Annotated in this window: 22 protein-coding genes, 1 tRNA gene and 1 pseudogene; 13 read left to right on the top strand and 11 right to left on the bottom strand. The window is 63.2% G+C overall.

Features of this window, described 5'->3' with window-relative positions; all coding sequences use genetic code 11:
- Positions 1-6: 6 nt before the first annotated feature.
- The 5 genes from ACIP02_RS15220 to ACIP02_RS15200 all read right to left on the bottom strand — a co-directional run bounded on the left by ACIP02_RS15220 (position 7) and on the right by ACIP02_RS15200 (position 3,432).
- Positions 7-624, bottom strand: coding sequence for a response regulator (locus tag ACIP02_RS15220; RefSeq protein WP_400617594.1), 618 nt, complete (start codon positions 622-624; stop codon positions 7-9).
- 283 nt (positions 625-907) lie between these two features.
- Complete coding sequence (locus tag ACIP02_RS15215) at positions 908-2,239, bottom strand: deoxyguanosinetriphosphate triphosphohydrolase (RefSeq protein ID WP_400617593.1); 1,332 nt, start codon at positions 2,237-2,239, stop codon at positions 908-910.
- Positions 2,240-2,407: 168 nt separating this feature from the next.
- On the bottom strand, positions 2,408-2,737 hold the full coding sequence (locus ACIP02_RS15210; protein ID WP_201207127.1) for a hypothetical protein: 330 nt from the start codon (positions 2,735-2,737) through the stop codon (positions 2,408-2,410).
- The gene (locus ACIP02_RS15205; RefSeq protein ID WP_201207128.1) at positions 2,734-3,108 is read right to left on the bottom strand and encodes a phage holin family protein; all 375 of its coding nucleotides are present in this window, start codon (positions 3,106-3,108) and stop codon (positions 2,734-2,736) included. The genes ACIP02_RS15210 and ACIP02_RS15205 overlap by 4 nt, the downstream gene beginning before the upstream one ends.
- Positions 3,109-3,117: 9 nt before the next feature.
- Positions 3,118-3,432, bottom strand: coding sequence for a YqjD family protein (locus tag ACIP02_RS15200; RefSeq protein ID WP_012271313.1), 315 nt, complete (start codon positions 3,430-3,432; stop codon positions 3,118-3,120).
- 324 nt (positions 3,433-3,756) lie between these two features.
- Between ACIP02_RS15200 and ACIP02_RS15195 the strand changes: the two genes are divergently transcribed.
- The 5 genes from ACIP02_RS15195 to ACIP02_RS15175 all read left to right on the top strand — a co-directional run bounded on the left by ACIP02_RS15195 (position 3,757) and on the right by ACIP02_RS15175 (position 7,128).
- Positions 3,757-4,965 (top strand): ammonium transporter, encoded by a 1,209-nt coding sequence (locus ACIP02_RS15195; protein WP_400617592.1) that lies wholly within the window; start codon positions 3,757-3,759, stop codon positions 4,963-4,965.
- 73 nt (positions 4,966-5,038) lie between these two features.
- Positions 5,039-5,278: a glutaredoxin family protein gene (locus tag ACIP02_RS15190; RefSeq protein ID WP_400617591.1), complete on the top strand. Its 240-nt coding sequence runs from the start codon at positions 5,039-5,041 to the stop codon at positions 5,276-5,278.
- Positions 5,279-5,386: 108 nt separating this feature from the next.
- Positions 5,387-5,818, top strand: coding sequence for a D-Ala-D-Ala carboxypeptidase family metallohydrolase (locus tag ACIP02_RS15185; RefSeq protein WP_400617590.1), 432 nt, complete (start codon positions 5,387-5,389; stop codon positions 5,816-5,818).
- Between the two features lie 65 nt (positions 5,819-5,883).
- Positions 5,884-6,192, top strand: a complete 309-nt coding sequence (locus tag ACIP02_RS15180; protein WP_400617589.1) for a transcriptional regulator — start codon at positions 5,884-5,886, stop codon at positions 6,190-6,192.
- Positions 6,193-6,243: 51 nt separating this feature from the next.
- The gene (locus ACIP02_RS15175; RefSeq protein WP_400617588.1) at positions 6,244-7,128 is read left to right on the top strand and encodes a pseudouridine synthase; all 885 of its coding nucleotides are present in this window, start codon (positions 6,244-6,246) and stop codon (positions 7,126-7,128) included.
- Positions 7,129-7,291: 163 nt separating this feature from the next.
- Here the strand turns inward: ACIP02_RS15175 and ACIP02_RS15170 are convergent, their stop codons facing one another.
- Positions 7,292-8,857: a methyl-accepting chemotaxis protein gene (locus tag ACIP02_RS15170; RefSeq protein WP_400617587.1), complete on the bottom strand. Its 1,566-nt coding sequence runs from the start codon at positions 8,855-8,857 to the stop codon at positions 7,292-7,294.
- A gap of 661 nt (positions 8,858-9,518) precedes the next feature.
- On the bottom strand, positions 9,519-12,260 hold the full coding sequence (gene acnA, locus ACIP02_RS15165; RefSeq protein ID WP_400617586.1) for an aconitate hydratase AcnA: 2,742 nt from the start codon (positions 12,258-12,260) through the stop codon (positions 9,519-9,521).
- 224 nt (positions 12,261-12,484) lie between these two features.
- On the opposite strand from acnA, the gene rlmM reads away from it, so the two are divergent.
- The 3 genes from rlmM to pdxB all read left to right on the top strand — a co-directional run bounded on the left by rlmM (position 12,485) and on the right by pdxB (position 15,410).
- Positions 12,485-13,549 carry a 23S rRNA (cytidine(2498)-2'-O)-methyltransferase RlmM gene (rlmM, locus tag ACIP02_RS15160; protein ID WP_400617585.1) on the top strand — a complete coding sequence of 355 codons (1,065 nt, stop codon included), beginning with the start codon at positions 12,485-12,487 and terminating at the stop codon, positions 13,547-13,549.
- Positions 13,550-13,964: 415 nt separating this feature from the next.
- The gene (gene tusA, locus ACIP02_RS15155) at positions 13,965-14,207 is read left to right on the top strand and encodes a sulfurtransferase TusA (protein ID WP_012271322.1); all 243 of its coding nucleotides are present in this window, start codon (positions 13,965-13,967) and stop codon (positions 14,205-14,207) included.
- A gap of 60 nt (positions 14,208-14,267) precedes the next feature.
- Positions 14,268-15,410: a 4-phosphoerythronate dehydrogenase PdxB gene (gene pdxB, locus ACIP02_RS15150; RefSeq protein WP_400617584.1), complete on the top strand. Its 1,143-nt coding sequence runs from the start codon at positions 14,268-14,270 to the stop codon at positions 15,408-15,410.
- A gap of 104 nt (positions 15,411-15,514) precedes the next feature.
- On the opposite strand, the gene ACIP02_RS15145 is transcribed toward pdxB, so the two are convergent.
- Positions 15,515-15,688 carry a PA1571 family protein gene (locus ACIP02_RS15145; RefSeq protein WP_400617583.1) on the bottom strand — a complete coding sequence of 58 codons (174 nt, stop codon included), beginning with the start codon at positions 15,686-15,688 and terminating at the stop codon, positions 15,515-15,517.
- 209 nt (positions 15,689-15,897) lie between these two features.
- Here ACIP02_RS15145 and ACIP02_RS15140 point away from each other — a divergent pair, with 209 nt between their 5' ends.
- The 3 genes and pseudogenes from ACIP02_RS15140 to ACIP02_RS15130 all read left to right on the top strand — a co-directional run bounded on the left by ACIP02_RS15140 (position 15,898) and on the right by ACIP02_RS15130 (position 19,536).
- Positions 15,898-17,655 carry an ABC transporter transmembrane domain-containing protein gene (locus ACIP02_RS15140; protein WP_400617582.1) on the top strand — a complete coding sequence of 586 codons (1,758 nt, stop codon included), beginning with the start codon at positions 15,898-15,900 and terminating at the stop codon, positions 17,653-17,655.
- Positions 17,656-17,925: 270 nt separating this feature from the next.
- Positions 17,926-18,657, top strand: a pseudogene (locus tag ACIP02_RS15135) (HAMP domain-containing protein); the annotation flags it as partial.
- 117 nt (positions 18,658-18,774) lie between these two features.
- Entirely contained in the window at positions 18,775-19,536 is a 762-nt protein-coding gene (locus tag ACIP02_RS15130; protein ID WP_400617782.1) for a methyl-accepting chemotaxis protein, read from the top strand.
- A 66-nt stretch (positions 19,537-19,602) separates the two neighbouring features.
- Here ACIP02_RS15130 and ACIP02_RS15125 read toward each other — a convergent pair.
- Both ACIP02_RS15125 and ACIP02_RS15120 read right to left on the bottom strand, forming a co-directional pair.
- Positions 19,603-19,679, bottom strand: a tRNA-Pro gene (locus ACIP02_RS15125).
- 80 nt (positions 19,680-19,759) lie between these two features.
- Positions 19,760-19,981 carry a YgdI/YgdR family lipoprotein gene (locus ACIP02_RS15120; RefSeq protein WP_400617581.1) on the bottom strand — a complete coding sequence of 74 codons (222 nt, stop codon included), beginning with the start codon at positions 19,979-19,981 and terminating at the stop codon, positions 19,760-19,762.
- A 186-nt stretch (positions 19,982-20,167) separates the two neighbouring features.
- Here ACIP02_RS15120 and moaB point away from each other — a divergent pair, with 186 nt between their 5' ends.
- Positions 20,168-20,707 carry a molybdenum cofactor biosynthesis protein B gene (gene moaB / locus ACIP02_RS15115; protein WP_400617580.1) on the top strand — a complete coding sequence of 180 codons (540 nt, stop codon included), beginning with the start codon at positions 20,168-20,170 and terminating at the stop codon, positions 20,705-20,707.
- Positions 20,691-21,917: a gephyrin-like molybdotransferase Glp gene (gene glp / locus ACIP02_RS15110; RefSeq protein ID WP_400617579.1), complete on the top strand. Its 1,227-nt coding sequence runs from the start codon at positions 20,691-20,693 to the stop codon at positions 21,915-21,917. The genes moaB and glp overlap by 17 nt, the downstream gene beginning before the upstream one ends.
- On the opposite strand, the gene ACIP02_RS15105 is transcribed toward glp, so the two are convergent.
- A complete protein-coding gene (locus ACIP02_RS15105; protein ID WP_400617578.1) occupies positions 21,906-23,153 on the bottom strand; it encodes a glycosyltransferase family 4 protein in 1,248 nt (415 codons plus the stop codon). The two genes, glp and ACIP02_RS15105, sit on opposite strands and share 12 nt — an antisense overlap.
- Positions 23,154-23,302 lie beyond the last annotated feature (149 nt).

The following is a 23,302-nucleotide window of genomic DNA, read 5'->3' as shown; positions in this document are numbered from 1 at the left end:
CCGTGCTCAGACCAGCGCGTTGCGCTTGGCCATCTCGATCAGGTCGACCAGTGTACTGACCTGAAGTTTGTGCATGAGGCGCTTCTTGTAGGTACTGACGGTCTTGCTGCTCAGGAACATGCCCTTGGCAATTTCCTTGTTGCTGCGGCCTTGAGCGAAGAGTTGCAGCACCATCAGTTCGCGGTCATTCACCTGGCGAAAAAGTTGCAAGTCGGCATCTACCGCCTGATTGTGCTTGATTGCCTGGCTGGGGAAATAGTTGTAGCCGGCCAGTACCGCCTTGATTGCACTGAGCAGCTCGCTCAGGTCTTCCTGCTTGCACACGTAGCCGGCAGCGCCCGAGTGCATGCAGCGTATGGCAAACAATGCCGGCGATTGTGCGGTCAGTACCAGAACCTTTATGGGCAGGGCCATGGCCTGAAAGCGGGCAAGTACCTCCAGCCCGTCTAGCTTGGGGATGCTGATGTCGAGAATGACCAGGTCGGGGTTGCTCTCGCGAATCATCTGCATGGCGTCCACGCCGTTGTCCGATTCGCCGACAATCTTGTAGTTCTGGTTTTCCAGCAGCATACGGACGGCCAAGCGGATGACCGGATGGTCGTCGACAATAAATATGGAGTGCATGTTCAACTTCCCTGCGGGCGACTGAGGGTGACAGCCGGCACCTTATCGCAGTTGGAAGTCGTCGGGCACGGGAGGAAGGGCTGTTAGCCGTTTATGGGAAATGGCTTACAGGATAAAACAAAACGGGCTACGAAATAGGCGTGTTTAACCCGGTGTCAAAGCGTGTTTGGTAACTTTTCATTGATTTTTATACGTGCTGTTTAGTTTGCCGCCAGTATATGTAGGAAGTTTCCTTCAATATGCGGTGCAGCGCCGGGTCGAGCCCAGTCTGCACCGCGGCAGGTCAGGTCGGGCTGGAGCGCCCGGTCATTTCCCGGGCCATTTCGCTGGCGTAGCTGTCGGTCATGCCGGCAATGAAATCGATCATGCGCAGGAACGCGCCGTGCAACGAGCCGTGCGGGTCTGGCGCATTGTTGCCGATCAAGTCGAGTACGCGCCGGCTCTTGAACGACGGCGTGCGCCCGCCGTGCTGTTCAAGTGCAGCGCCGCAGAAGGTATTGAGCAGAATCTCCAGGGTGGTGTAGGCACCGATTTCGTGCAGGGTCTTGCGCTTGTCCTGGAAGATCTTGTTGCGTGCCATGTCTTTGGCCTGCAGCACGCAACGCTTGGCCGGGCCGTGCATGTGCTCGACCAGGTCACCTGCCAGCTGCCCGGCCAGCAGCGCCCGCTGCTGCTCGACGAAGGCGTGGGCGGCGGCGTTGGTCAGGTGTTCGATGGCCTTGCCCCGCAGGATGGCGAGCTTGCGCCGGCGGGAATCGCCCGGCCCGAGTTGGCGGTAGGTTTCCGGCAGGTCGTCGCCAACCAGGTCGAGCAGCAGGGCTTCGACTTCGGCGTATTGCAACAACTCCATCTCCAGGCCGTCTTCCAGGTCGATCAGTGCATAGCAGATGTCATCGGCCGCTTCCATCAGGTAAACCAGCGGGTGGCGTGCCCAACGCTGGTGCTCCAGCTGTGGCAGGCCGAGCTTGCGGGCGATCTGCTCGAGCAGCGGCAGCTCGCTCTGGTAGCTGCCGAATTTGTGCTTCTTGTAGCCGAGGGCGTCGGCGTGACGGGCGCTCCAGGGGTACTTGAGGTAAGTGCCGAGGGTGGCGTAGGTCAGCCGGGTACCGCCGTCGAACTGGTGATACTCCAGCTGAGTGAGCACACGAAAGCCCTGGGCGTTGCCTTCGAAGTTGAGGAAGTCGGCCCGCTCGTCGTCACTCATGTCATCGAGCCAGCCACGACCGGCTGCCTGCTGGAACCAGTGGCGGATGGCATCTTCGCCGGAGTGGCCGAACGGCGGGTTGCCGATGTCGTGGGCCAGGCAAGCCGACTGCACAATCATCCCCAGGTCGCTGGGGGCGCACCAGTCCGGCAGGCTGTCGCGCAGGGTTTCACCCACGCGCATGCCCAGTGAGCGACCGACGCAGCTGACTTCCAGCGAGTGAGTCAGGCGCGTGTGGATATGGTCATTGCTGGAAACCGGGTGTACCTGAGTCTTACGCCCGAGGCGGCGGAAGGCACCGGAAAAGATGATGCGGTCATGGTCTTTGTGGAAGGGGCTGCGCCCGAGTTCATCGGCGCTGTACAGGGCTTTGCCCAGGCGTTCGCGGGTGAGCAGGGTGTGCCAGTCCAAGGCGCGGTCTCCTGTGGATCGAAGGTTATAGCTTCCGGTGTCATGTACAGATGCGCAAGGGGCAGGTCGATACAGACCCTGTGGGAGCGGGTTTACCCGCGAATGCGTCGCTGGCTCCACTGCCGCATTCGCGGGTAAACCCGCTCCCACAGGGGGCAATACACGTCGTCAGGGGCGGCGGTTGCCTTGCAGGTACAGGCGCACCAGCGGCAGCAGGCTGCTGCCCAGGCGCACCAGCCGTGCCAGGTTGCCACTGCGTACGCCCTTGCCGGTCAGGAAGCCCAGCGCCACCACGGCACCGATCCCCCACAGTGGCGCATGCTTGATACCCAGCCCCTCGTGCAGCGAGCTGCCCATGCCGCGCACGCGGCGCAGCGGCTCCAGCAGTTGCCCGGATTCATGGCGGATTTCCTGGCGGTGCATCTCCATGCGCAGACGCAGCAGTGCCTTGCGCAGCTCGCGCGGGTTACGCGTGTTTGGCAGTTCTGGCAGGCTCATGGCAATAGGCGCTCCCGGTCCTTGGCAAGTTCTTCGAGGGTGGCGCCGAACGGTGACGACTCGTCGAACACCGCCGCCTTCAGGCGCAACCCGCAATACAGCGCTGCAATGCCATAGAACACGCATAGGCCGATGATGCCGGCCAGGCGATAGCTGTCCCACAGCAATACCAGCAGCAACCCGGAAAGCGCCGTCAGCAGCAGCAGGGCGAACACCAGTGCCAGACCGGCGAACAGCAGCAGGCGCAAGGTGCGGCCCTTCTGCTCCTGCAACTCGATACCGAACAGTTCGATATGGCTGTGCAGCAGCCCCAGCGCGGCCGCGCCGAGGCGCCTGCCCGAGGGGCCGGCGCCGTTGGCTTCATTCTCCATGGGAACCCCTTAGCGCCGGTTGGCCAGCAGGCCGATCAGCAGGCCGACACCCGCGGCGATGCCGATCGCCTGCCACGGGTTTTCCTGCACATACTGCTCGGCACTGCCCAGTGCCGCCTGGCCACGGTCGCGCACCGAGTCCTGGGTCAGTTGCAAGGTTTCGCGGGCCTGGGCCAGGCGGTCGTGAATCTGTTCGCGCAATTCGTCGGCCTGGTCGCCGGCCAGGTTGGCGGTGTCAGCCAGCAGTTTCTCGGTGTCGCGCACCAAGGCCTGGAAGTCCGCCATCAATATCTCTTGAGCAGTCTTTGCCGATTTGCTGGCCATGGGTCTCTCCCTGTCGATGAATGTTGGTAGTTCGAGTGACAGCACGCGTGGAAGGTTCAAGTGCCGGTGCTGGTACGTGTGCTGGTATGGGCCTTGCTATGTCTTTGCCACGTTGCGGGGCACCACTGGCGGGTTTTGCGCCGATTCAGGGCGTCAGCGCAGCAAATACCGTTAAACCTTAACCCAATCCACGACAAACCCAAGAAAAAACCACGCAGGCCCAAGCCACGTTGTTGAAACAGGGCAGGGGCTGGCACCGATTCGGTGCAGGGATGCAGGTTCTTGAACTGTCCTGGTGCCTTTTTCAGCAGGTCTGCCTATTTCATGGATAACATGCACAGCGCAATGGACTCCCTGGTCCACGGTTCCAACACCCTGTTCATTCTCATGGGCGCCATTCTGGTGCTGGCCATGCACGCCGGCTTCGCGTTCCTCGAAGTGGGCACCGTGCGCCACAAGAACCAGGTCAACGCCTTGTCGAAGATCCTCAGCGACTTTGCCATCTCGGCGCTGGTGTACTTCTTTATAGGCTACTGGATCGCCTATGGTGTCAACTTCTTCCAGCCTGCAGCAACGCTGGCGGCCGACCATGGCTATGCGCTGGTCAAGTGCTTCTTCCTGCTGACCTTTGCCGCAGCGATCCCGGCGATCATCTCCGGGGGTATCGCCGAGCGCGCGCGCTTCGTGCCGCAACTGTGTGCCACGGCATTGATCGTGGCGTTCATCTACCCGTTCTTCGAGGGCGTGGTGTGGAACGGCAACCTGGGCGTGCAGGCCTGGCTGCAGGCGCGCTTTGGTGCGCCGTTCCATGACTTTGCCGGCTCGGTGGTGGTGCATGCCATGGGCGGCTGGCTGGCGCTGGCGGCGGTGCTGCTGCTGGGCGCACGCCGCGGGCGTTATCGCGACGGCCGGCTGGTGGCGTTCGCGCCGTCGAGTATTCCGTTCCTGGCGCTGGGCTCGTGGATCCTGATCATCGGCTGGTTCGGCTTCAACGTCATGAGCGCCCAGACCTTGCAAGGCGTCAGCGGCCTGGTGGCGATCAACTCACTGCTGGCCATGGTTGGCGGCACCTTGTCGGCGTTGCTGGCCGGGCGCAACGACCCGGGCTTCCTGCACAATGGCCCACTGGCCGGGCTGGTGGCGATTTGCGCCGGCTCCGACCTGATGCACCCGTTGGGTGCGCTGGCGACCGGGCTGGTGGCGGGCGCGCTGTTCGTCTGGACGTTCACCGCGGCGCAGAACCGCTGGAAGATCGACGACGTGCTGGGTGTGTGGCCATTGCATGGCCTGTGCGGTGTGTGGGGTGGCATTGCCTGCGGCATCTTTGGCCAGGTAGCGCTCGGCGGCATGGGCGGTGTCAGCCTGTTCAGCCAGTTGCTGGGCAGCCTGATGGGGGTGGTGGTGGCACTGGCCGGTGGCTTTGCCGTCTACGGTACCCTGCGCGCGGTGCATGGCCTGCGCTTGAGCCATGAGCAGGAGTTCCAGGGTGCCGACTTGTCGCTGCACCGTATTGGCGCCACCAGCCAGGATTGATCCAGGCCAAGTGCATGACGGGCGCGGTCGACCTAGAATAGGCTTCTCTGCATGCCAAACCGGGACCTGCCCCATGCTGCCTGAATGCCAACTGTTCGGCACCCTCGGCTGCCACTTGTGTGAAGTGGCCGAGGCGGTGCTGATGCCCTTCGTCGACCATGGCCTGCTGGTGGAACTGGTCGATGTCGCCGAGAGCGAGCCCCTGTTCGAGCGCTACGGCCTGATCATTCCGGTGCTGCGGCGCTGCGACAACGGTGGCGAACTGCATTGGCCGTTCGATGCCGAACAGGTGGTGGCATTTCTTGGGCAATGATGGCTGCAGAGGAGTTGCAACCCTGCTCCATGGCGGTTGATGCGAGCTGATGATCAGGTGCCGGCGCACGAGTGCCGGTGTCCTTCTCCATCATCGGAATAGTTCGCCATGTTGATCACTCCCCATTTCACCTTCGCTGAAATGACCGTCTCCCAGCTCGCTGCCAGGGACGGTTTCGATAACACCCCCCCTCCCGAAGCCAAGGCCAACCTGCAGCTGCTGTGCTGTGCCCTGGAACAGGTTCGCGCATTGTTCGGTATGCCAATCATCGTCAGTAGCGGTTTTCGCAGCGAGAAGGTCAACCGGCTTATCGGCGGTTCCCCGAACAGCCAGCATGTACAAGGGCTGGCAGCAGATTTCACGGTGATCGAAGTGAGCCCACGGGAAACCGTGCGCCGGATCATGGAAAGTGCTGTGCCCTTTGATCAGCTGATCCTGGAGTTCGATGACTGGGTGCATTTGTCCGTGGCGCGTGGTACGCCGCGCCGGCAGGTGTTGACCATCCATAAAGGCGGCCGCTATCTGCCGGGGTTGCAATGAAGCGCATTGACGGCAACAAGGGGATGTTCGTATGCTGTATATAAATACAGTATCGAGGTAAAGCCATGCTCAACGTTGAGCAACTCAAGTACAGCGTCAACCGCATGCCCGTGGAACGGGTGGCCGACGCCGTTCTGGAACTGCGCCTCGAAGGCCTGGTGACCGACGACCGCACGCCGTTCGGCAAGGTCCACTTCAATACCTGCTTCGCCGAGATCGAAGCCTTGTTCCAGCGTGCCGGCTACCACCGTGGGCTGGATGTGGTGGGTTACCAAGGGTTGCTCTATGCCCTGTACGACCCAGCCCGCTGGGAACCGGTGCAAGTGCTGCGCTGGCTGAAGGCGCGCAGCGAGGCGATGGCCCAGGCTGGTTGAGTTCGCAGGCTTGGGGGATAATGCGCGGCCGTGAACGTTTTGAGCCCTGCCATGACCGCACCTTTCGACCCCGCCCGCCAGCAAGCCAGCACGGTGTGCCTGCCCCCCGGCAACTGGGCGACAGTGCTCGATTGCTTGTGTGACCATTTCAAGGCCATCGACCGCGCCCAATGGCTCGACCGCTTTGCCCGTGGTCGCGTGCTGGATGCCGAAGGGCGGGCAATTGCCGCCGAGCTGCCGTACAAGCGGGGCATGCGCTTGCACTATTTCCGCGAAGTGCCAAATGAGCGGCCGATCCCCGTGCATGAGGCCGTGCTGCATGTGGACGAGCATCTGGTGGTAGCCGACAAGCCGCATTTTTTGCCAGTGACACCGACGGGTGAGTACGTTGAGCAGACCTTGCTGCGCCGGCTGATCCGCCGCCTGGATAACCCGCACCTGGTGCCGTTACATCGCATTGACCGGCACACTGCAGGGCTTGTGTTGTTTTCCGCCAACCCGCACACGCGCAGCGCCTACCAGCGGCTGTTTCCCGAGCGACGCATCGACAAGCGCTACCAGGCCATCGCTGCCGCCATGGCGCAGCATCAGTTCCCATTGGTGCACAAAAGCCGCCTGGTGCATGGCGAGCCGTTTTTCCGCATGCATGAGGTAGAAGGCGAGGCCAATAGCGAAACCCTGGCTGAGGTGTTGGAGAAGAATGGCGAGCTGTGGCGCTATGGTCTGTCGCCGGTGACCGGCAAGACCCATCAATTGCGCGTGCACATGGCAGCCTTGGGAGCGGGGATCAGCAATGACCCGTTCTATCCGCAGTTGCTCAACGGGGAAGACGATTACCAGCGGCCGCTGAAACTGCTGGCGCAGAGCTTGCGGTTCGAGGACCCGTTGAGTGGGGAAGAGCGCTATTTCGAAAGCCGTTTGCGGCTGGATTGGTAATGCCGCCAGTCAGGCTGCGCGTTCCTTGTAGGAGCGGCCTTGTGTCGCGATAGGGCTGCGAAGCAGCCCCAGCAATTTATGCATATGCCCTGAAATCTTGGGGCTGCTTCGCGGCCCTTTCGCGACACAAGGCCGCTCCTACAAAGACCGCGCAAGCCTGTACTTAGCGGTTAAACCGCTCCACCAACGAATACTGGCTCCCCGCGGTGCTGGTCAGCTCTTCGCTCAGCAACGCCGAATGCTGCGCCTGCTCGGCGGTCTGGTCGGCCAGCTGGGCGATGGTGCTGATATTGCGGCTGATCTCGTCGGCCACCGCTGTCTGCTCTTCTGTCGCGGCCGCAATCTGGGTAGCCATGTCGGTGATGTTGGCTACCGCTTCGCTGATTCCCACCAGCGCCTCGTCGGCCTGCATAACCCGATCGACACCTTCCTGCGCCTGGCGGTGACCGGTTTCCATGGTCAGTACGGCATTGCTGGCGGTTTGTTGCAGCTTGGCGATCAGGCCGTGGATCTGCCCGGTGGATTCGGCGGTACGCTGGGCCAACTGGCGCACCTCGTCGGCCACCACGGCAAAGCCGCGGCCCATTTCACCGGCACGCGCCGCTTCGATGGCCGCGTTCAGTGCCAGCAGGTTGGTCTGGTCGGCGATACCCTTGATCACGTCGACCACACCACCAATCTCGTCGCTGTCCTTGGCCAGTTGCGTAACCGTTTGCCCGGTTTCGCCCACCGCCGCCGACAGGCGCTCGATGGCCTCGCGGGTTTCCCCGGCAATCTGCCGGCCCTGGCTGGTCAGGCGGTTAGCTTCCTGAGTGGCGTCGGCCGTGCGCTGCACATGGTTGGCCACTTCCTGGGTGGTAGCCGCCATCTGGTTGACGGCGGCGGCGACCTGTTCGGTCTCCACCCGCTGGCGCTCCAGCCCCGAAGAGCTCTTGTGTGCCAGGGCATCGGACTGGCGCGCCTGGTCGCTGAGGTGTTCGGCACTGTCCTGCAGGCGGGTGAGGCAGGTTTTCATGCGGGCGTCCTGGCTGAGCATGGCCATTTCCAGGCGCGCCTGTACGCCACGGCTATCGGTAAACATCTGCGCGATCAGCGGGTCGGAGGTGGTCTGCTCGGCCAGGCGCAGCAGGCGCTTGAGGCCGCGCTGCTGCCAGCTCAGGCCGAGCAGGCCCAGCGGTACCGAGAGCCCGGCGGCCAAGGCAAAGCCCCACGAATGGCCCAGCCAGTTGCCAATCAGGAAGCCTACCTGGCTGATCAGGATGAATGGCAGCCAGTCCTGCAGTACCGGCAGCCATTTGTCACGGCGCGGTACCGGCGGCTTGCCCTGGTTGATGCGCTGGTACAGGGCTTCGGCGCGGCGGATCTGTTCGGCAGTGGGCTTGACCCGCACAGACTCGAAGCCGACCACCTGATTGTTATCGAAGATTGGCGTGACGTACGCGTTCACCCAGTAATGGTCGCCAGACTTGCAGCGGTTCTTGACGATACCCATCCATGGCTGGCCCTGCTTGAGCGTTTGCCACATATGGGCAAACACTGCAGGCGGCACGTCGGGGTGACGTACCAGGTTGTGCGGTGCGCCAGTCAGCTCTTCGCGGGTGAAGCCACTGATATCGATGAAGGCATCGTTGCAATAGGTGATCACGCCCTTGGCGTTGGTGGTGGAGATCAACCGCTGCTGGGCAGGGAAAGTCCGTTCTCTCTGGGTAATCGGCTGGTTGTTACGCATGGGTTGATAGTCCGCAGGGCTTTCGACAGGTATCGGCAAGCCACTGGTTTTATTGAATGATTATTTAAAGTGCTTGATCTGTGGCAATGAGCCATCAGTCGCTTTGGTCTAGGCGAAATGCACGTTCGAAACCGTTGGCGTCATTATTGCGGTTTTACTGCTGTTTAATGACGGGTAAGTCGGATGATGACCGAATGCATGGCAAAGAGCCAGTGCTGGGTGGTTGGGGGAAGAGGTGTGGGGCGTTAGAGGGTTGGCGCCTGTGAGACGAGCGCCGCAGATGTTCACCGAAGGATTTTCAGCGCCTGCGAGATCGAGCGCCGGAGCGTTCGCCTTGACACATTCAGCGCCTGTGAGATCGAGCGCCGCCCGCGCGGCGCTTCGCGGCTAAAGCCGCTCCTACGTTTGTTTCTGGCCAGTCCCTCCTGTGTCAGGCGCGCGCGACCGCCTTGTTTGTACGACACGATATCGAGGCGTGCGCCAAGGCGTTCGCGCGCAAATCCCCCAGGAATAATTGGCCCGAAACAAACGTAGGAGCGGCTTTAGCCGCGAAGCGCCGCGCGGGCGGCGCTCGATCTCATAAGCGCTGAAAATGTCTCGGTGAACACTAACGGCGCTCGATCTCACAGGCGCTACACTTCTCCAGCCGGACTTACAGCCCTCACCCCGCAATCAACTGCCGCAACACATAATGCAGAATCCCCCCGGCCTTGAAGTACTCCACCTCATTCAGGGTATCGATGCGGCATAGCACATCGATCTGCTCCTGCCGGCCATCCTCGCGGGTAATGCGCAATGGCAGGCTCATGCCCGGGCGAATCTGGGCCCCGTCCAGGCCCAGCACGTCAATCTGCTCCTTGCCGGTCAGCCCCAGTTGCTTGCGGTCATGTCCGGCCTTGAACTGCAGCGGTAGCACGCCCATGCCTACCAGGTTGGAGCGGTGAATTCGCTCGAAGCTTTCCGCAAGCACCGCTTTCACCCCAAGCAGGTTGGTGCCCTTCGCCGCCCAGTCGCGGCTGGAGCCGGTGCCGTATTCCTGCCCGGCGATGACCACCAGCGGGGTGCCTGCCTGCTGGTAACGCATGGCCGCGTCGTAGATCGACAGCTTCTCGCCCGTGGGCACATGCAAGGTGTTGCCGCCTTCTTCACCCGCCAGCATCTCGTTGCGGATACGGATGTTGGCAAAGGTGCCGCGCATCATCACTTCATGGTTGCCGCGTCGCGAGCCGTAGGAGTTGAAGTCGCGGGGTTCCACGCCTTGCCCGCGCAAGTAGCGCCCGGCCGGGCTGTCGGCCTTGATGTTGCCGGCCGGGGAGATGTGGTCGGTGGTCACCGAGTCGCCCAGCAGTGCCAGTACTCGCGCGCCGTGGATGTTGGCGATAGCGGGTGGCGGCCCACCAATGCCGTCGAAGAACGGTGGGTGCTGGATGTAGGTGGAGTCGTCCTGCCACACGTAGGTGGCGGCCTGTGGCACTTCGATGGCCTGCCATTGCGCATCACCGGCGAACACCTCGGCGTATTCCTTGTGGAACATGGCCGTATCCACCTTGGCCACCGCTGCAGCAATTTCCTGCTGGCTAGGCCAGATATCGCGCAGGTAGACCGGTCGGCCGTCCTTACCGGTGCCCAGCGGGTCGCGGGTCAGGTCCACGCGCACGCTGCCGGCCAGGGCATAGGCCACTACCAGTGGCGGCGAAGCCAGCCAGTTGGTCTTCACCAGCGGGTGTACGCGGCCTTCGAAGTTGCGGTTGCCCGACAGCACCGAGGCGACGGTGAGGTCGGCACTGCCAATGGCTTTCTCGATCGCTTCATCCAGCGGCCCGGAGTTGCCGATGCACGTGGTGCAGCCGTAGCCGACCAGGTCGAAACCGAGCTGGTCGAGGTAGGGCGTGAGCCCGGCGGCATTGAAGTATTCGGTGACCACCTTGGAGCCAGGCGCTAGCGAGCTCTTGACCCAGGGTTTGCGTTGCAGGCCTTTTTCCAGGGCCTTTTTCGCCACCAGCCCGGCCGCCATCATCACGCTGGGGTTTGAAGTGTTGGTGCACGAGGTGATGGCGGCAATTACCACGGCGCCATCGCGCAAGGTGTGGTTCTGGCCCTGGTGGCTGTAGTCGATCTCGCCGGCCTGGTCGGCATTGCCCACCGCCACACCGCCGCCACCTTCGCTTTCCAGGCGGCCAACTTCCTTGGCCAGCGGTTTGGGTTGCAGTTCGATGAAGTGGTCGAAGGCCTGGCTGACCTGGCCCAGCGCCACACGGTCCTGTGGCCGCTTGGGCCCGGCCAGGCTGGCTTCGACCTCGTGCATGTCCAGCGCCAGGGTGTCGCTGAACAGCGGCTCTTGGCCGGGCAGGCGCCACATGCCCTGGGCCTTGCAGTACTGCTCGACCAGTTGCACGGTCGCTTCGGGGCGGCCCGACAGGCGCAGGTAGCCCAGGGTGACGTCATCGACCGGGAAGAAACCGCAGGTGGCGCCGTATTCCGGGGCCATGTTGGCGATGGTTGCGCGGTCAGCCAGAGGCAGCTCGGCCAGGCCGTCGCCGTAGAATTCAACGAACTTGCCCACCACACCTTTCTTGCGCAGCATCTGCGTCACCGTCAGCACCAGGTCGGTGGCGGTAATGCCTTCGCGCAGCTTGCCGGTCAGCTTGAAGCCGATCACTTCCGGGATCAGCATCGACACCGGCTGGCCAAGCATGGCCGCTTCTGCCTCGATACCCCCGACACCCCAGCCGAGTACGCCCAGGCCGTTGATCATGGTGGTGTGCGAGTCGGTGCCGACCAGCGTGTCGGGGAAGGCGTAAGTACGGCCATCGGCTTCACGGGTCCACACCGTGCGGCCGAGGTACTCCAGGTTGACCTGGTGGCAGATGCCGGTACCCGGTGGTACCACGCGGAAGTTGTCGAAGGCGCTCTGGCCCCAGCGCAGGAAGGCATAGCGCTCTCCATTGCGTTGCATTTCGATGTCGACGTTTTCGCCAAACGCTTGCGGTGTGCCGTAGCGGTCAACCATGACCGAGTGGTCGATCACCAGGTCGACTGGCGACAACGGGTTGATGCGCTGCGGGTTGCCGCCGGCCTTGGCCATGGCGGCACGCATGGCGGCCAGGTCGACCACTGCCGGTACGCCGGTGAAGTCCTGCATCAGTACCCGCGCCGGGCGGTACTGGATTTCGCGGTCGGAGCGGCGCTCGCCCAGCCACTGGGCAAGGGCGCGCAGGTCGTCGCCGGTGACTGTTTTCCCGTCTTCCCAGCGCAGCAGGTTTTCCAGCAGCACCTTCAGTGACATGGGCAAGCGCTGCAGGTCGCCCAACTGGCTGGCGGCTTTGGTGAGGCTGAAGTAGTGGTAGGTCTGGTCGCCGACCTTGAGCGGCGTGAGGGTGTTCAGGCTATCGAGCGAGGGCATTGCCAACTCCTTCTGCGCCGGTGCCCGGCAATTACTCATGGTTTACCGGTGGCACCGCTCTGTATCGGTCCGCACGGCACGGACCTGGCTGAATGGTCAGGTTAGACCGGTTTGTGGCCCCTGACCCTTTTCTGGACCGGCGGGACGTGTCGCTGGTTCCGAACTTCCTTTATTATCGCCGCCCTGCCGGCGCCTGTTGCGCGCCCGCCGTAGTGGAGTGAGAGATGAATACCCTGTTCATGCATTGCCGGCCCGGTTTCGAGGGTGAGGTTTGCGCTGAAATCAGCGAACATGCCGCCCGCCTGGGTGTTGCCGGCTATGCCAAAGGCAAGCCGCAAAGTGCCAGCGCCGAGTTTGTCTGCAGCGAGGAGGGCGGAGCCGAGCGGTTGACGGGTGAGCTGCGCTTCAACCAGCTGATTTTCCCGCGGCAGTGGGCCCGCGGTGGTTATGTCGAGCTGCCGGAAAGTGACCGCATCAGCGTATTGTTGGCACACCTGGCCGACTTCCCGGTGTTCGGCAGCCTGTGGCTGGAAGTGCTGGACAGCAACGAAGGCAAGGAGCTGTCTACCTTCTGCCGCAAGTTCGAAGTGCCGCTGCGCAAAGCGTTGGAAAAGGCCGGCCGCCTGGTCGACGACGCCAGCCGCCCACGCTTGCTGCTCACCTTCATCAGTGGCCGACGGGTATTTGCCGGCGTAGCTGCGGCCAACAACAGCGCATTGTGGCCCATGGGCATCCCGCGCCTGAAGTTCCCCCGCGAAGCCCCTAGCCGCTCGACGCTCAAGCTGGAAGAGGCCTGGCACCAGTTTATCCCGCGTGAGCAGTGGGAGCAGCGGCTAGGTGATGACATGACCGGCGTCGACCTGGGCGCTTCGCCGGGAGGCTGGACCTACCAGTTGGTGCGGCGCGGCATGCTGGTGACGGCCATCGACAACGGGCCGATGGCCGAGAGCCTGATGGATACCGGGCTGGTTCAGCACCTGATGGCCGATGGTTTTACCTGGCAGCCGAAGCAGCCGGTGGACTGGATGGTCTGCGATATCGTCGAGAAGCCGGCGCGTACTACCTCGCTGATCGAGACCTGGTTGGGGGAGGGGCTGTGTGGCGAGGCGGTGGTCAACCTGAAGTTGCCGATGAAGCAACGCTATGCCGAGGTGCGGCGGTTGCTTGATCGCATGGAAGCGACGTTCAAGGCACGCAAGATTCGGGTTTCGATTGCTTGCAAGCAGCTGTATCACGACCGTGAGGAAGTGACTTGTCATCTGCGTAGGTTGGACTTGAAACCGCGCTGAGGCTATAGCGCAGAGCTTGGATTCTGTGTGGCTGCAGGTGCATGGCTGGAGTTTTGGGTTGGTGTTGGGATCGAGCGCCGCCCGCGCGGCGCTTCGCGGGACAAGCCCGCTCCCACAGTCTGTTTCGGGCCAATCTCTCCTGTGCAATTACCGGTGCCCGCCTTGGTGCATGACTGGTATCAATGGAAAGCAGTTGCGCCCACTTCAGATATCGAAGGGGACAAACAAGGCGGACAGCGGTGACCTCATAGGACTGATTGGCCCGAAACAGACTGTGGGAGCGGGCTTGCCCCGCGAAGCGCTGCGCGGGCAGCGCTCGATCTCGATGCACACACAAACCTGAAGGCATATGTCCGAGGCCCCTTGGTCGAAACAACGCTATGCGCGACAATAGCGAACATTTTCGGAGCCCCCCATGACCGATTTCACCCCTGACGCCGTCCTCGACGCCACCGGCCTCAACTGCCCAGAGCCAGTGATGATGCTGCACCAGCACGTACGCAACCTGGCCGCCGGCGGCCTGCTCAAGGTCATCGCCACCGACCCGTCGACCCGCCGCGATATCCCCAAATTCTGCAACTTCCTCGGCCACGAACTGCTGCAACAGCAAGAGGACGCCGGCACGTTCCTCTACTGGATTCGCAAAAAAGCCGACTGAAGCGCTCTGGAACACGCCCGGCGTTGCGCCTACACTGCGTTCCCCAGACAGGAGAGCGCCATGCTGATAGTTGCCGACGAGAACATCCCGCTGCTCGATGCCTTCTTCCAAGGTTTCGGTGAAATTCGCCGCTACCCCGGCCGAAGCCTCGATGCAGCCTGCGTCAAGGACGCCGATATCCTGCTGGTGCGCTCGGTGACCAAGGTCGACCGTCAGTTGCTCGAAGGCAGCCGTGTACGCTTCGTTGGCACCTGTACCATCGGGACCGATCACCTGGATCTGGACTACTTTGCCGAAGCCGGCATTCGCTGGAGCAGTGCACCAGGTTGCAATGCCCGCGGCGTGGTCGATTACGTGTTGGGTAGCTTGCTGACCCTGGCCGAACTGGATGGCGTGGCGCTGCCCGAGCGCGTCTACGGCGTGGTCGGTGCAGGTGAAGTGGGCGGGCGCCTGGTGCGCGTGCTGCACGGCCTGGGCTGGAAGGTGCTGGTGTGCGACCCGCTTCGCCAGGCTGCCGAAGGTGGTGACTATGTCAGCCTCGAAACCATCGTCCAGCAGTGCGATGTGATCAGCCTGCATACCCCGTTGCAGCGCGGTGGCGAGCACCCGACCTGGCACCTGCTGGGCCAGGCGCAGCTGGCGCAGTTGCGCCCAGGCGCCTGGCTGGTCAACGCCAGCCGTGGCCCGGTGGTGGACAACGCCGCCTTGCGCGAGCTGCTGCTGGACCGTGAAGACGTGCATGCGGTGCTGGACGTTTGGGAGGGCGAGCCGCAAGTCGACCTGCAACTGGCCGACCTGTGCACCCTGGCCTCACCGCACATCGCCGGCTACAGCCTGGACGGCCGCCAGCGTGGCACGGCGCAGATCTACCAGGCGCTGTGCCGCTTCCTCGGTGTGGACGAGCAGGTACAACTGGCCGACCTGCTGCCCAGGCCAACGCTGGCTCAGATCGAACTGGATGCCAGCACCGACCCGGCCTGGGCCTTGGCCACCCTGTGTCGCGCCGTGTATGACCCGCGCCGCGACGATGCCGATTTCCGCCGCAGCCTGAGCGATGACCCGCAACAGCAGCGTGCGGCGTTCGACCAGTTGCGCAAGCAGTACCCGCCACGGCGCGAAATCGAGGGGCTGGCCGTGCGCCTGCGTGGCGAGTCGCCGCAGCTGGCGCAATTGGTGAGTGCCCTGGGTGGTGTGTTGGTCTGATAGTCCCCGCTCCAGGATCATGCGCTCCTACAGGGCTATGCGCACGCCGACTGCCAGGCAAATAAAAACCCGGCGCAAGCGCCGGGTTGCTAGGAATTCGCCGATCAACCTTTGCGTACGCGCTCGACCCGGCTTTCTTCCAGGACCTTGCAGGCCTGCTGGATCATCTGCTCGGTGATCGGTACTTCGCGCCCCTGGCCGTCGATCAGCGAACCGCACACCTGCGGTTGCGGGTTGGTCTGGGGCTTCTGGTTGTCATTGCCATGCTGCAAGCTCATGCACTTTCTCCTCATCAGGTTCAAGCTCAGGTTAGACCTGCGCCGTGACCGGCCTGTGACAGCTACCGTGTCTCGGCAGGCACAGTCCAACAGAAACGGTGTGAAAGCTCCATAGTCTGGTTAGACCAATGGGCTATAGCAACCTACGGGCACTTCCCCCGGCAGGATGAATGGTAGTCTGCGGTTTCCCTGTGATTATGGTCGTTGCCATGCCCGAATCAGTCTCCCCGCGCCAACGCCGCGCCTTGCGCCTGGCCTGGCGGTTCATCCGCCCGTATCGCCGGCAGGTCATGCTGGCCTTGCTCGCGCTGGTGGTCACCGCCGGCATTACCCTGTCCATGGGCCAAGGTATCCGCCTGTTGGTCGACCAGGGCTTCATGACCCGTTCCGCGCACCAGCTCAACCAGACCATCGGCTTGTTCCTGCTGCTGGTGTTGGCGCTGGCAGTAGGCACCTTCAGCCGCTTCTACCTGGTGTCATGGATCGGTGAACGCTGCGTAGCCGATATCCGCCGTGCCGTGTTCGACCACCTCATCGGCCTGCATCCGGGCTTTTTCGAAGACAACCGCAGCTCTGAGATCCAGTCACGGCTGACCGCAGACACCACCCTGCTGCAATCTGTCATCGGCTCGTCATTGTCGATGTTCCTGCGCAATGCCTTGATGGTCATCGGCGGCGTGGTGTTGCTGTTCATCACCAACCCCAAACTCACCAGCATCGTGGTGGTGGCGCTGCCGCTGGTGCTGGCGCCAATCCTGCTATTTGGCCGCCGGGTCCGCAGCCTGTCGCGGCAGAGCCTGGACCGGGTTGCCGATGTGGGTAGCTACGTGGCCGAGACGCTGGGGCAGATCAAGACCGTGCAGGCCTACAACCACCAGGCGCATGACCGTGAACTGTTCGCCGGTACGGTCGAGGCAGCCTTTACCGTGGCCCGCAAGCGCATTGCCCAGCGTGCCTGGCTGATCACCCTGGTGATCGTGCTGGTGTTGGGGGCGGTGGGGGTGATGCTGTGGGTGGGTGGCATGGATGTGATCGCCGGGCGTATCTCCGCTGGCGAACTGGCGGCATTCGTGTTCTACAGCCTGATCGTCGGCAGCGCCTTCGGCACCCTCAGTGAGGTGATCGGTGAGCTGCAGCGTGCCGCAGGTGCCGCCGAGCGCATTGCCGAACTGTTGGCAGCACGCAGCGCTATTCTGCCACCTGCCGTGGCGCTGCCACAGCAGCGGGCCAGCGGGCGTATCGAGCTGCAGTCGCTGGTGTTTGCCTACCCGTCACGGCCCGGCGTGGCGGCGGTCGATGGCTTGAGCCTGGCCATCGAACCTGGGCAGACCGTCGCCCTGGTAGGCCCCTCGGGGGCAGGCAAGTCGACCTTGTTCGATCTGTTGCTGCGCTTTTACGACCCGCAGCAAGGGCGCATCCTGCTCGACGGCCAGCCGTTGACCGAACTGGACCCTGACCTGTTGCGCCGGCAGTTCGCCCTGGTGGCGCAGAACCCCGCGCTATTTCGTGGCACGGTGGAGGCCAACATCCGTTATGGCCGCCCCGAGGCGACCCAGGCCGAGGTTGAAGCAGCGGCCCGCGGCGCACATGCCGACGAATTCATCCGGCAGCTGCCGCAAGGCTACCAGACCCCGCTGGGCGAGGGCGGCATCGGCCTGTCCGGTGGCCAGCGTCAGCGCCTGGCGATTGCCCGGGCATTGCTGGTCGATGCGCCGATCCTGCTGCTGGACGAAGCCACCAGCGCCCTCGATGCGCAAAGCGAACACTTGATCCAGCAAGCGCTGCCCAGCCTGATGGCCGGGCGCACCACGCTGGTCATCGCCCATCGCCTGGCCACGGTGCAGCATGCCGAGCGCATTGCGGTGATTGACCAAGGCCGATTGGTGGCGGTGGGTAGCCATCGCCAGTTGATCGAGGAAAGCCCGCTGTATGCACGGCTGGCGGCCTTGCAGTTCACCAGTGGGTAAGGTGTCGCGGCGTTGTAATATTTCTGTAGCAATTGCCTGAGAGTATCTGCCTCGACTGTTGCGTAAGTGCTCGACCTGGCTGCCATTGCTTGATGGCAGCTTTTTTTTGCCTGCCAGTCATGGGGGCTGCGTTGCAGCCCATCGCAGGCAAGCCAGCTCCTACACGGGTTGCGTATGTGCTGAAGCATTGCGCTGCTTTTGTAGGAGCTGGCTTGCCTGCGATGGGCCGCACAGCGGCCCCAGTCTTTCCCTCTGGTTTCGAGACCCTCGATGTTGCGTAAATCCCTCAGAGTGCAAATTCTCTCGCTGGTCGGCGGCAGTGTGGTCGCGATGCTGCTGATCGCCTTGGTGTGTTTCCAGTTTCTGTCGTCCAGTGTGCGCGGTTATGCCGAGCTGGTAGACGGGCCGCTGCGCGCCTCGCAGTTGATCGACGAAGCAAACCTGCAGTTCAAGATCCAGGTGCAGGAATGGAAGAACGTGCTGCTGCGCGGGCGCCAGCCGGCAGAGATGGACAAGTACTGGCAGCAGTTCCAGGCCCGTGAGCAGCAGGTGCAGCAACTGCTTGGGCAACTGATTGACAGCAGCGATGCCAGGCTCAAGGCGCCACTGCAGCAACTGCGAGAAAGCCACCGGCAGCTGGGTCAGGCCTATGCACAGGGGCGTCAGGCTTTCCTGGCGGCAGGCGGTGATCCGGTAGCCGGCGACCAGGCGGTAAAAGGCGTGGACCGCGCTGCCAGTGAGCAGATGAGCGAACTGGTCGAGCAACTGCGTGCCGATGCCCGCCAGCGGGCGACCAGTATCAATGCCAGTGCCGAGCGCACGGTATGGCTGGGCGTGCTGGTGATGTTGGGGTCGGCGCTTCTGGTGGGCCTGTTTAGCCTGTGGCTGCTGAACCGCAACCTGATCGAGCCGATCCGCCAGCTGATCGAGTATGTCGCCCAGCTCAGCCAGGGCCGTTTTGCCGCCCGGGTCGACAGCCGTCGCGAGGATGAACTGGGGCGCCTGGCGCGGGCCGCCAACACCCTGCGCGATTTCCTGGCCGACACCGTTGGCCGGTTGCAGGACAATGCCCAGGAGCTGGAAGGCGCCAGCGGCCAGCTGCGCAGTATTGCTGGCGACATGGCCCGCGGCACCCATGACCAGTTCCAGCGGACCGACCAGGTGGCCACGGCCATGCATGAAATGTCTGCCACCGCCCAAGAGGTCGCCCGGCATGCCGCCGAGGCCGCCCGCGCGGCAGACGACGCTGACCACAGTGCCCAGGCGGGCGAGCAGGTGATGCAGCAGACCATCGACATCATCGGTGTGGTCAACCGCGAGATTGCCGGCACGGCGGCGGTGATTCGCGACCTCGAGCATGACAGCACGCGCATAGGCAAAGTGCTGGAAGTGATCCGCGGCATTGCCGAGCAGACGAACCTGCTGGCGCTCAACGCGGCCATCGAAGCGGCCCGCGCTGGCGAGGCCGGGCGCGGTTTTGCGGTGGTCGCCGATGAGGTGCGCAGCCTGGCTCAGCGCACGGCCGCGTCGATTGCCGAAATCCACCAGATCATCGAAGCGGTGCAGTCGGTGGAGGCGGTGAAGGCCATCGAAAGTGGTCAGCAACGCAGCCAGGAAGGGGCGAAACAGGTGGAGCAGGCCGGGCAAATGCTACAGCGCATTACCCAGGCCGTAGAGGCGATTCGCGACATGAACCGGCAGATTGCTACTGCGGCTGAAGAACAAACCAGCGTGGCCGAGGACATCTCGCGCAACCTGATCGAGATCACCCGCATTGCCACGGCCAACCAGGAGGCCGTGCAACACACCGAACAGGCCGGCCAGCGCCTGCATGGCTTGTCGGGGCAACTGGGCGAAGTCACCTCGCGCCTGACTGCCTGAAACACCCTCATGGTTGACACGCTCCCACAAAAAAAGCCCGCACAAGGCGGGCTTTTCATGAGGATCTGGTCGGAGAGACAGGATTCGAACCTGCGGCCTTCTCGTCCCGAACGAGACGCGCTACCTGGCTGCGCTACACTCCGATGAACAAAATCCTACTGCATCCGGTTTTGGCCAGCAAGCCCTTGTTGTTGAAAGGGCCTTTGCCAAAACCGGGACCAGATCAGAGCTCTTTGACGGTGCGGATCTGGTCTTTGTTCAGGCGCGTACGTTTGCCGTCCAATTGCTCGAATTCGTAGAAACCGGAGTCTTCATCGAAACTCGGCGTGTCGGTGGCCTGGATCTCGCGACCGTCGTTCAGCGTAATGACGGTCGGCGAGGCACAACCGGCGAGGGCGCCCAAGCCAAGGACAAGCAGAAAGGCGGGAAGGGTCCGTTTGATCATCGTTGTTCTCCAATTGCGATGGTGCTGGATGACAGTTATGACGCAGCACGTTAGTGCAAGTTCACTCCAAGTGCAGCATAGCGACAAATCCGTGCCGTTGACCCAGGGCAAACCGGAGGGGCGCAGCGTCGCAAAAGCCGCGCTGTGATATAAATGCGGCCATCCCTCTTCTGGTGACCGACACCCATGAAAGCCAAGGCAGATACCCCCTTCGTGCCGCTGAACATCGCCGTGCTAACGGTCAGCGACACCCGCACGTTTGATACCGACACCTCCGGGCAGATGTTCGTCGACCGCCTGAGCGCCGCCGGCCACCGCTTGGCTGAGCGTGTGCTGCTCAAGGACGACCTTTACAAGATTCGCGCCCAGGTCGCCACCTGGATTGCCGATGACCGCGTGCAGGTCGTGCTGATTACTGGCGGTACCGGCTTCACCGGCCGCGACAGCACCCCCGAGGCGGTGGCCTGCCTGCTGGACAAGCAGGTGGATGGCTTTGGCGAGTTGTTCCGGCAGATCTCCGTGCCTGATATCGGCACATCCACCATACAGTCGCGTGCCTTGGCCGGGCTGGCCAACGGCACCCTGGTGTGCTGCCTGCCGGGCTCGACCAATGCCGTGCGTACCGGCTGGGACGGCATCCTCGCCGAGCAGCTCGACGCCCGCCATCGCCCGTGCAACTTCGTACCCCACCTGAAGCAGGCAGCGGCCTGTGACAGCCGTGGCTGAGGTCCGCCCGGCCCGGCCGTTGATGCCGGTGGAACAAGCCCTGGAACAACTGCTGGCATTGGCCGAGGCGGCGCCGATTCGCGAAACCGAAAACCTGCCATTGGCCGAGGCTGAAGGCCGAGTGCTGGCCACCGACCTGGTGGCCTCGCTCGACCTGCCGCCTTGGCCGAACAGCGCCATGGACGGCTACGCCTTGCGCCAGGCCGACTGGCAGGGCCAGCCGTTGCCGGTCAGCCAGCGGATTTTCGCCGGCCATGCGCCACAGCCGCTGCAACCAGGTACCTGCGCACGCATTTTTACCGGCGCACCCGTGCCGGAAGGTGCCGACTGCGTCGAGATGCAGGAAAACACCGAAGTGCTTGAAGACGGCCGGGTTCGCTTCCTTGAGCCGCTGCAAGCCGAACAGAACATTCGGCCTCAGGGCCAGGAAACCCGCAAGGGTGAGCAGGTGATGAACGCCGGCACCCGCCTTGGGCCGATCGAGCTAGGCCTGGCGGCGACGCTGGGCCATGGCCGCCTGGACGTGGTACGCAAGGTGAAAGTGGCCGTGCTGTCCACTGGCGACGAACTGGTCGAGCCTGGCCTGCCGCTGGGGCCTGGGCAGATCTACAACAGTAACCGCAGGCTGCTGGTCAGCTGGTTGCAGCGGCTGGGTTGCGAGGTGGTCGATGCTGGTATCCTGCCGGATGACCTGGCGCGCACCCGCGCCTGCCTGGCCGGGCTGGGCCATGTCGACCTGATCCTGTCCACTGGCGGGGTTTCGGTGGGCGAGGCCGATTACCTCGGCGCTGCCCTGCGCGGAGCTGGCGAGCTTGTGTTATGGAAGCTGGCGATCAAGCCGGGCAAGCCGCTCACCTTCGGCCACTTCCAGGGCGTACCGGTGATCGGCCTCCCAGGTAACCCGGCCTCGACCCTGGTCACCTTTGGCCTGCTGACCCGGCCCTATCTGTTGCGGCGCCAAGGGGTGGCCGATGTTACACCACTGCGTTTCGACATGCCGGCGGGCTTTGACTGGCCCAAGCCAGGCACGCGCCGCGAATACCTGCGCGCGCGCATCGAGCACGGCCAGGTGCGCATCTACAAGAACCAGAGTTCGGGTGTGCTGCGCAGCGCGGCCTGGGCCGAGGGGCTGGTGGAGGTGCGCGAAGGCAGCACGCCGAAGCCGGGTGACAGCGTGCCGTTCATTCCTTTCAGCGAGCTACTTGGCTGAGCGTCCCACCCAAGCCCCGGCCAGCGGCGCTGCTTTGGCCGGTGCCGCCTGGGTCAGGCGCATGTGCACGGTTTCCAGTTGCTGGGCAGCCACGCTCCAGTCGTGGCGTTGACGGACGAACTGGCGCCCACCCGCGCTCAACTGGCTCATGCGCCAAGGCTGGTTGAGCAGTTGGGTGATCAACAACGCCAGTTGGTCGCCGTCATCACTGCCCAGGTAGTGTTCGCCATTGTTCGCTGCCAGGCCGGAAATGCCTTTGCCGGTGGTGATGACCGGTAAGCCGGCGGCCATCGCTTCGAGGATTTTCACCTTTGAGCCTCCGGCATAGCGCAGTGGCGCAAAAAACAGCGCGGAACGCCGCTGCAGTTCACGCAGGTCGGGGCGGTAGCCGAACCATTCGATGCGCGGGTCATTCCAGTGCAGCTTCCAGCTGGTCGGCATGGCATGCCCGGCTATCGCCAGGCGCACGGCTGGGTTGCTCATCCACACCTGAGGCATGATGTCTTCCAGTGCCCACTCGATGGCCTCCAGGTTGGCACCGTACTCGAAGTTGCCGACAAACAGCAGGCGCTGGCTGTGCAGCGAAGGTTGCACGGGCTCATAGAAATCACAATCCACGCCATTCACCACCACGTTCACCGGGCGCCCGCTGATCTGCCCGATCAGTTCGGCATCGTGGGCGCTGACTGCTACCAGTTCGGTGGGCTGGCGCAGCACCCGGTGTTCCCAACGCCGGTAGCGCCAGCGGTCAAAGGCATTGAGAGGGCGTAGCCACAGCGGCAGGCGATCGTGGCAGGCACTGCCCGTCACCGACTCCAGGTTGTGCTCGCTGAGCATGTAGGGCAGGCCACGGGCCTGTAGCGCTTTTTCGAACGGCTGGAAGCTATAGCTGTGCTCGATCTGGATCACGTCCCAGGGTTCGTCCAGCAATTGCTCGAAGCGGTGCCGCAGGCGCGAGGACAGGCCATTGATGATCGCCCGCATGGGGTAGTCGATGATCGGTGATGCCAGCAGGTTCAGCGGGTTGTGCAGCGGCCGTCGCGGCAGCACGATCAGGCGTTCGAGCAGCGGTTCCAGGGCCTCTCGTGCGGCATCGCTGAGGGGGATTTTCGATTGTACCAGCAGGGTTATCCGGTGGCCGCGCTGGGCCAGTGCGCGTATCAGGTGATATTGCCGGGTCTTGCAGCCGCTGGTGGTCGGCCAGGGCAGGTAAGGCAGTGTCCAGAGAATGCGCATGGCCTGTGGCCCTCGCTGACGGCTGCAGATGGCAAGACGCGCCCGACGGCAGTGTGCAACGCACTGCCGGGAGGCGCGTCCTTGGCTAGGGGTAAGGCGGGCCTGGGCATTCAGAAGTCAAAAAGCTGACTCATCTGAAGGTGTTTCCT

This window comes from Pseudomonas sp. NPDC089408, assembly GCF_044749445.1.
Lineage (GTDB): Bacteria > Pseudomonadota > Gammaproteobacteria > Pseudomonadales > Pseudomonadaceae > Aquipseudomonas.
This window is presented reverse-complemented; position numbering and strand designations above follow the sequence as displayed.

Coding starts and splice junctions, on each gene's coding strand:
- tusA (WP_012271322.1), top strand. CDS start 13,965: ATGACCGATTTCACCCCTGACGCCGTCCTCGACGCCACCGGCCTCAAC.
- ACIP02_RS15105 (WP_400617578.1), bottom strand. CDS start 23,153: ATGCGCATTCTCTGGACACTGCCTTACCTGCCCTGGCCGACCACCAGC.
- ACIP02_RS15190 (WP_400617591.1), top strand. CDS start 5,039: ATGCTGCCTGAATGCCAACTGTTCGGCACCCTCGGCTGCCACTTGTGT.
- ACIP02_RS15120 (WP_400617581.1), bottom strand. CDS start 19,981: ATGATCAAACGGACCCTTCCCGCCTTTCTGCTTGTCCTTGGCTTGGGC.
- ACIP02_RS15130 (WP_400617782.1), top strand. CDS start 18,775: ATGGCCCGCGGCACCCATGACCAGTTCCAGCGGACCGACCAGGTGGCC.
- ACIP02_RS15170 (WP_400617587.1), bottom strand. CDS start 8,857: ATGCGTAACAACCAGCCGATTACCCAGAGAGAACGGACTTTCCCTGCC.
- pdxB (WP_400617584.1), top strand. CDS start 14,268: ATGCTGATAGTTGCCGACGAGAACATCCCGCTGCTCGATGCCTTCTTC.
- rlmM (WP_400617585.1), top strand. CDS start 12,485: ATGAATACCCTGTTCATGCATTGCCGGCCCGGTTTCGAGGGTGAGGTT.
- ACIP02_RS15195 (WP_400617592.1), top strand. CDS start 3,757: ATGGATAACATGCACAGCGCAATGGACTCCCTGGTCCACGGTTCCAAC.
- ACIP02_RS15205 (WP_201207128.1), bottom strand. CDS start 3,108: ATGGAGAATGAAGCCAACGGCGCCGGCCCCTCGGGCAGGCGCCTCGGC.
- ACIP02_RS15185 (WP_400617590.1), top strand. CDS start 5,387: ATGTTGATCACTCCCCATTTCACCTTCGCTGAAATGACCGTCTCCCAG.
- acnA (WP_400617586.1), bottom strand. CDS start 12,260: ATGCCCTCGCTCGATAGCCTGAACACCCTCACGCCGCTCAAGGTCGGC.
- ACIP02_RS15175 (WP_400617588.1), top strand. CDS start 6,244: ATGACCGCACCTTTCGACCCCGCCCGCCAGCAAGCCAGCACGGTGTGC.
- ACIP02_RS15220 (WP_400617594.1), bottom strand. CDS start 624: ATGCACTCCATATTTATTGTCGACGACCATCCGGTCATCCGCTTGGCC.
- ACIP02_RS15210 (WP_201207127.1), bottom strand. CDS start 2,737: ATGAGCCTGCCAGAACTGCCAAACACGCGTAACCCGCGCGAGCTGCGC.
- moaB (WP_400617580.1), top strand. CDS start 20,168: ATGAAAGCCAAGGCAGATACCCCCTTCGTGCCGCTGAACATCGCCGTG.
- ACIP02_RS15200 (WP_012271313.1), bottom strand. CDS start 3,432: ATGGCCAGCAAATCGGCAAAGACTGCTCAAGAGATATTGATGGCGGAC.
- ACIP02_RS15180 (WP_400617589.1), top strand. CDS start 5,884: ATGCTCAACGTTGAGCAACTCAAGTACAGCGTCAACCGCATGCCCGTG.
- ACIP02_RS15145 (WP_400617583.1), bottom strand. CDS start 15,688: ATGAGCTTGCAGCATGGCAATGACAACCAGAAGCCCCAGACCAACCCG.
- ACIP02_RS15140 (WP_400617582.1), top strand. CDS start 15,898: ATGCCCGAATCAGTCTCCCCGCGCCAACGCCGCGCCTTGCGCCTGGCC.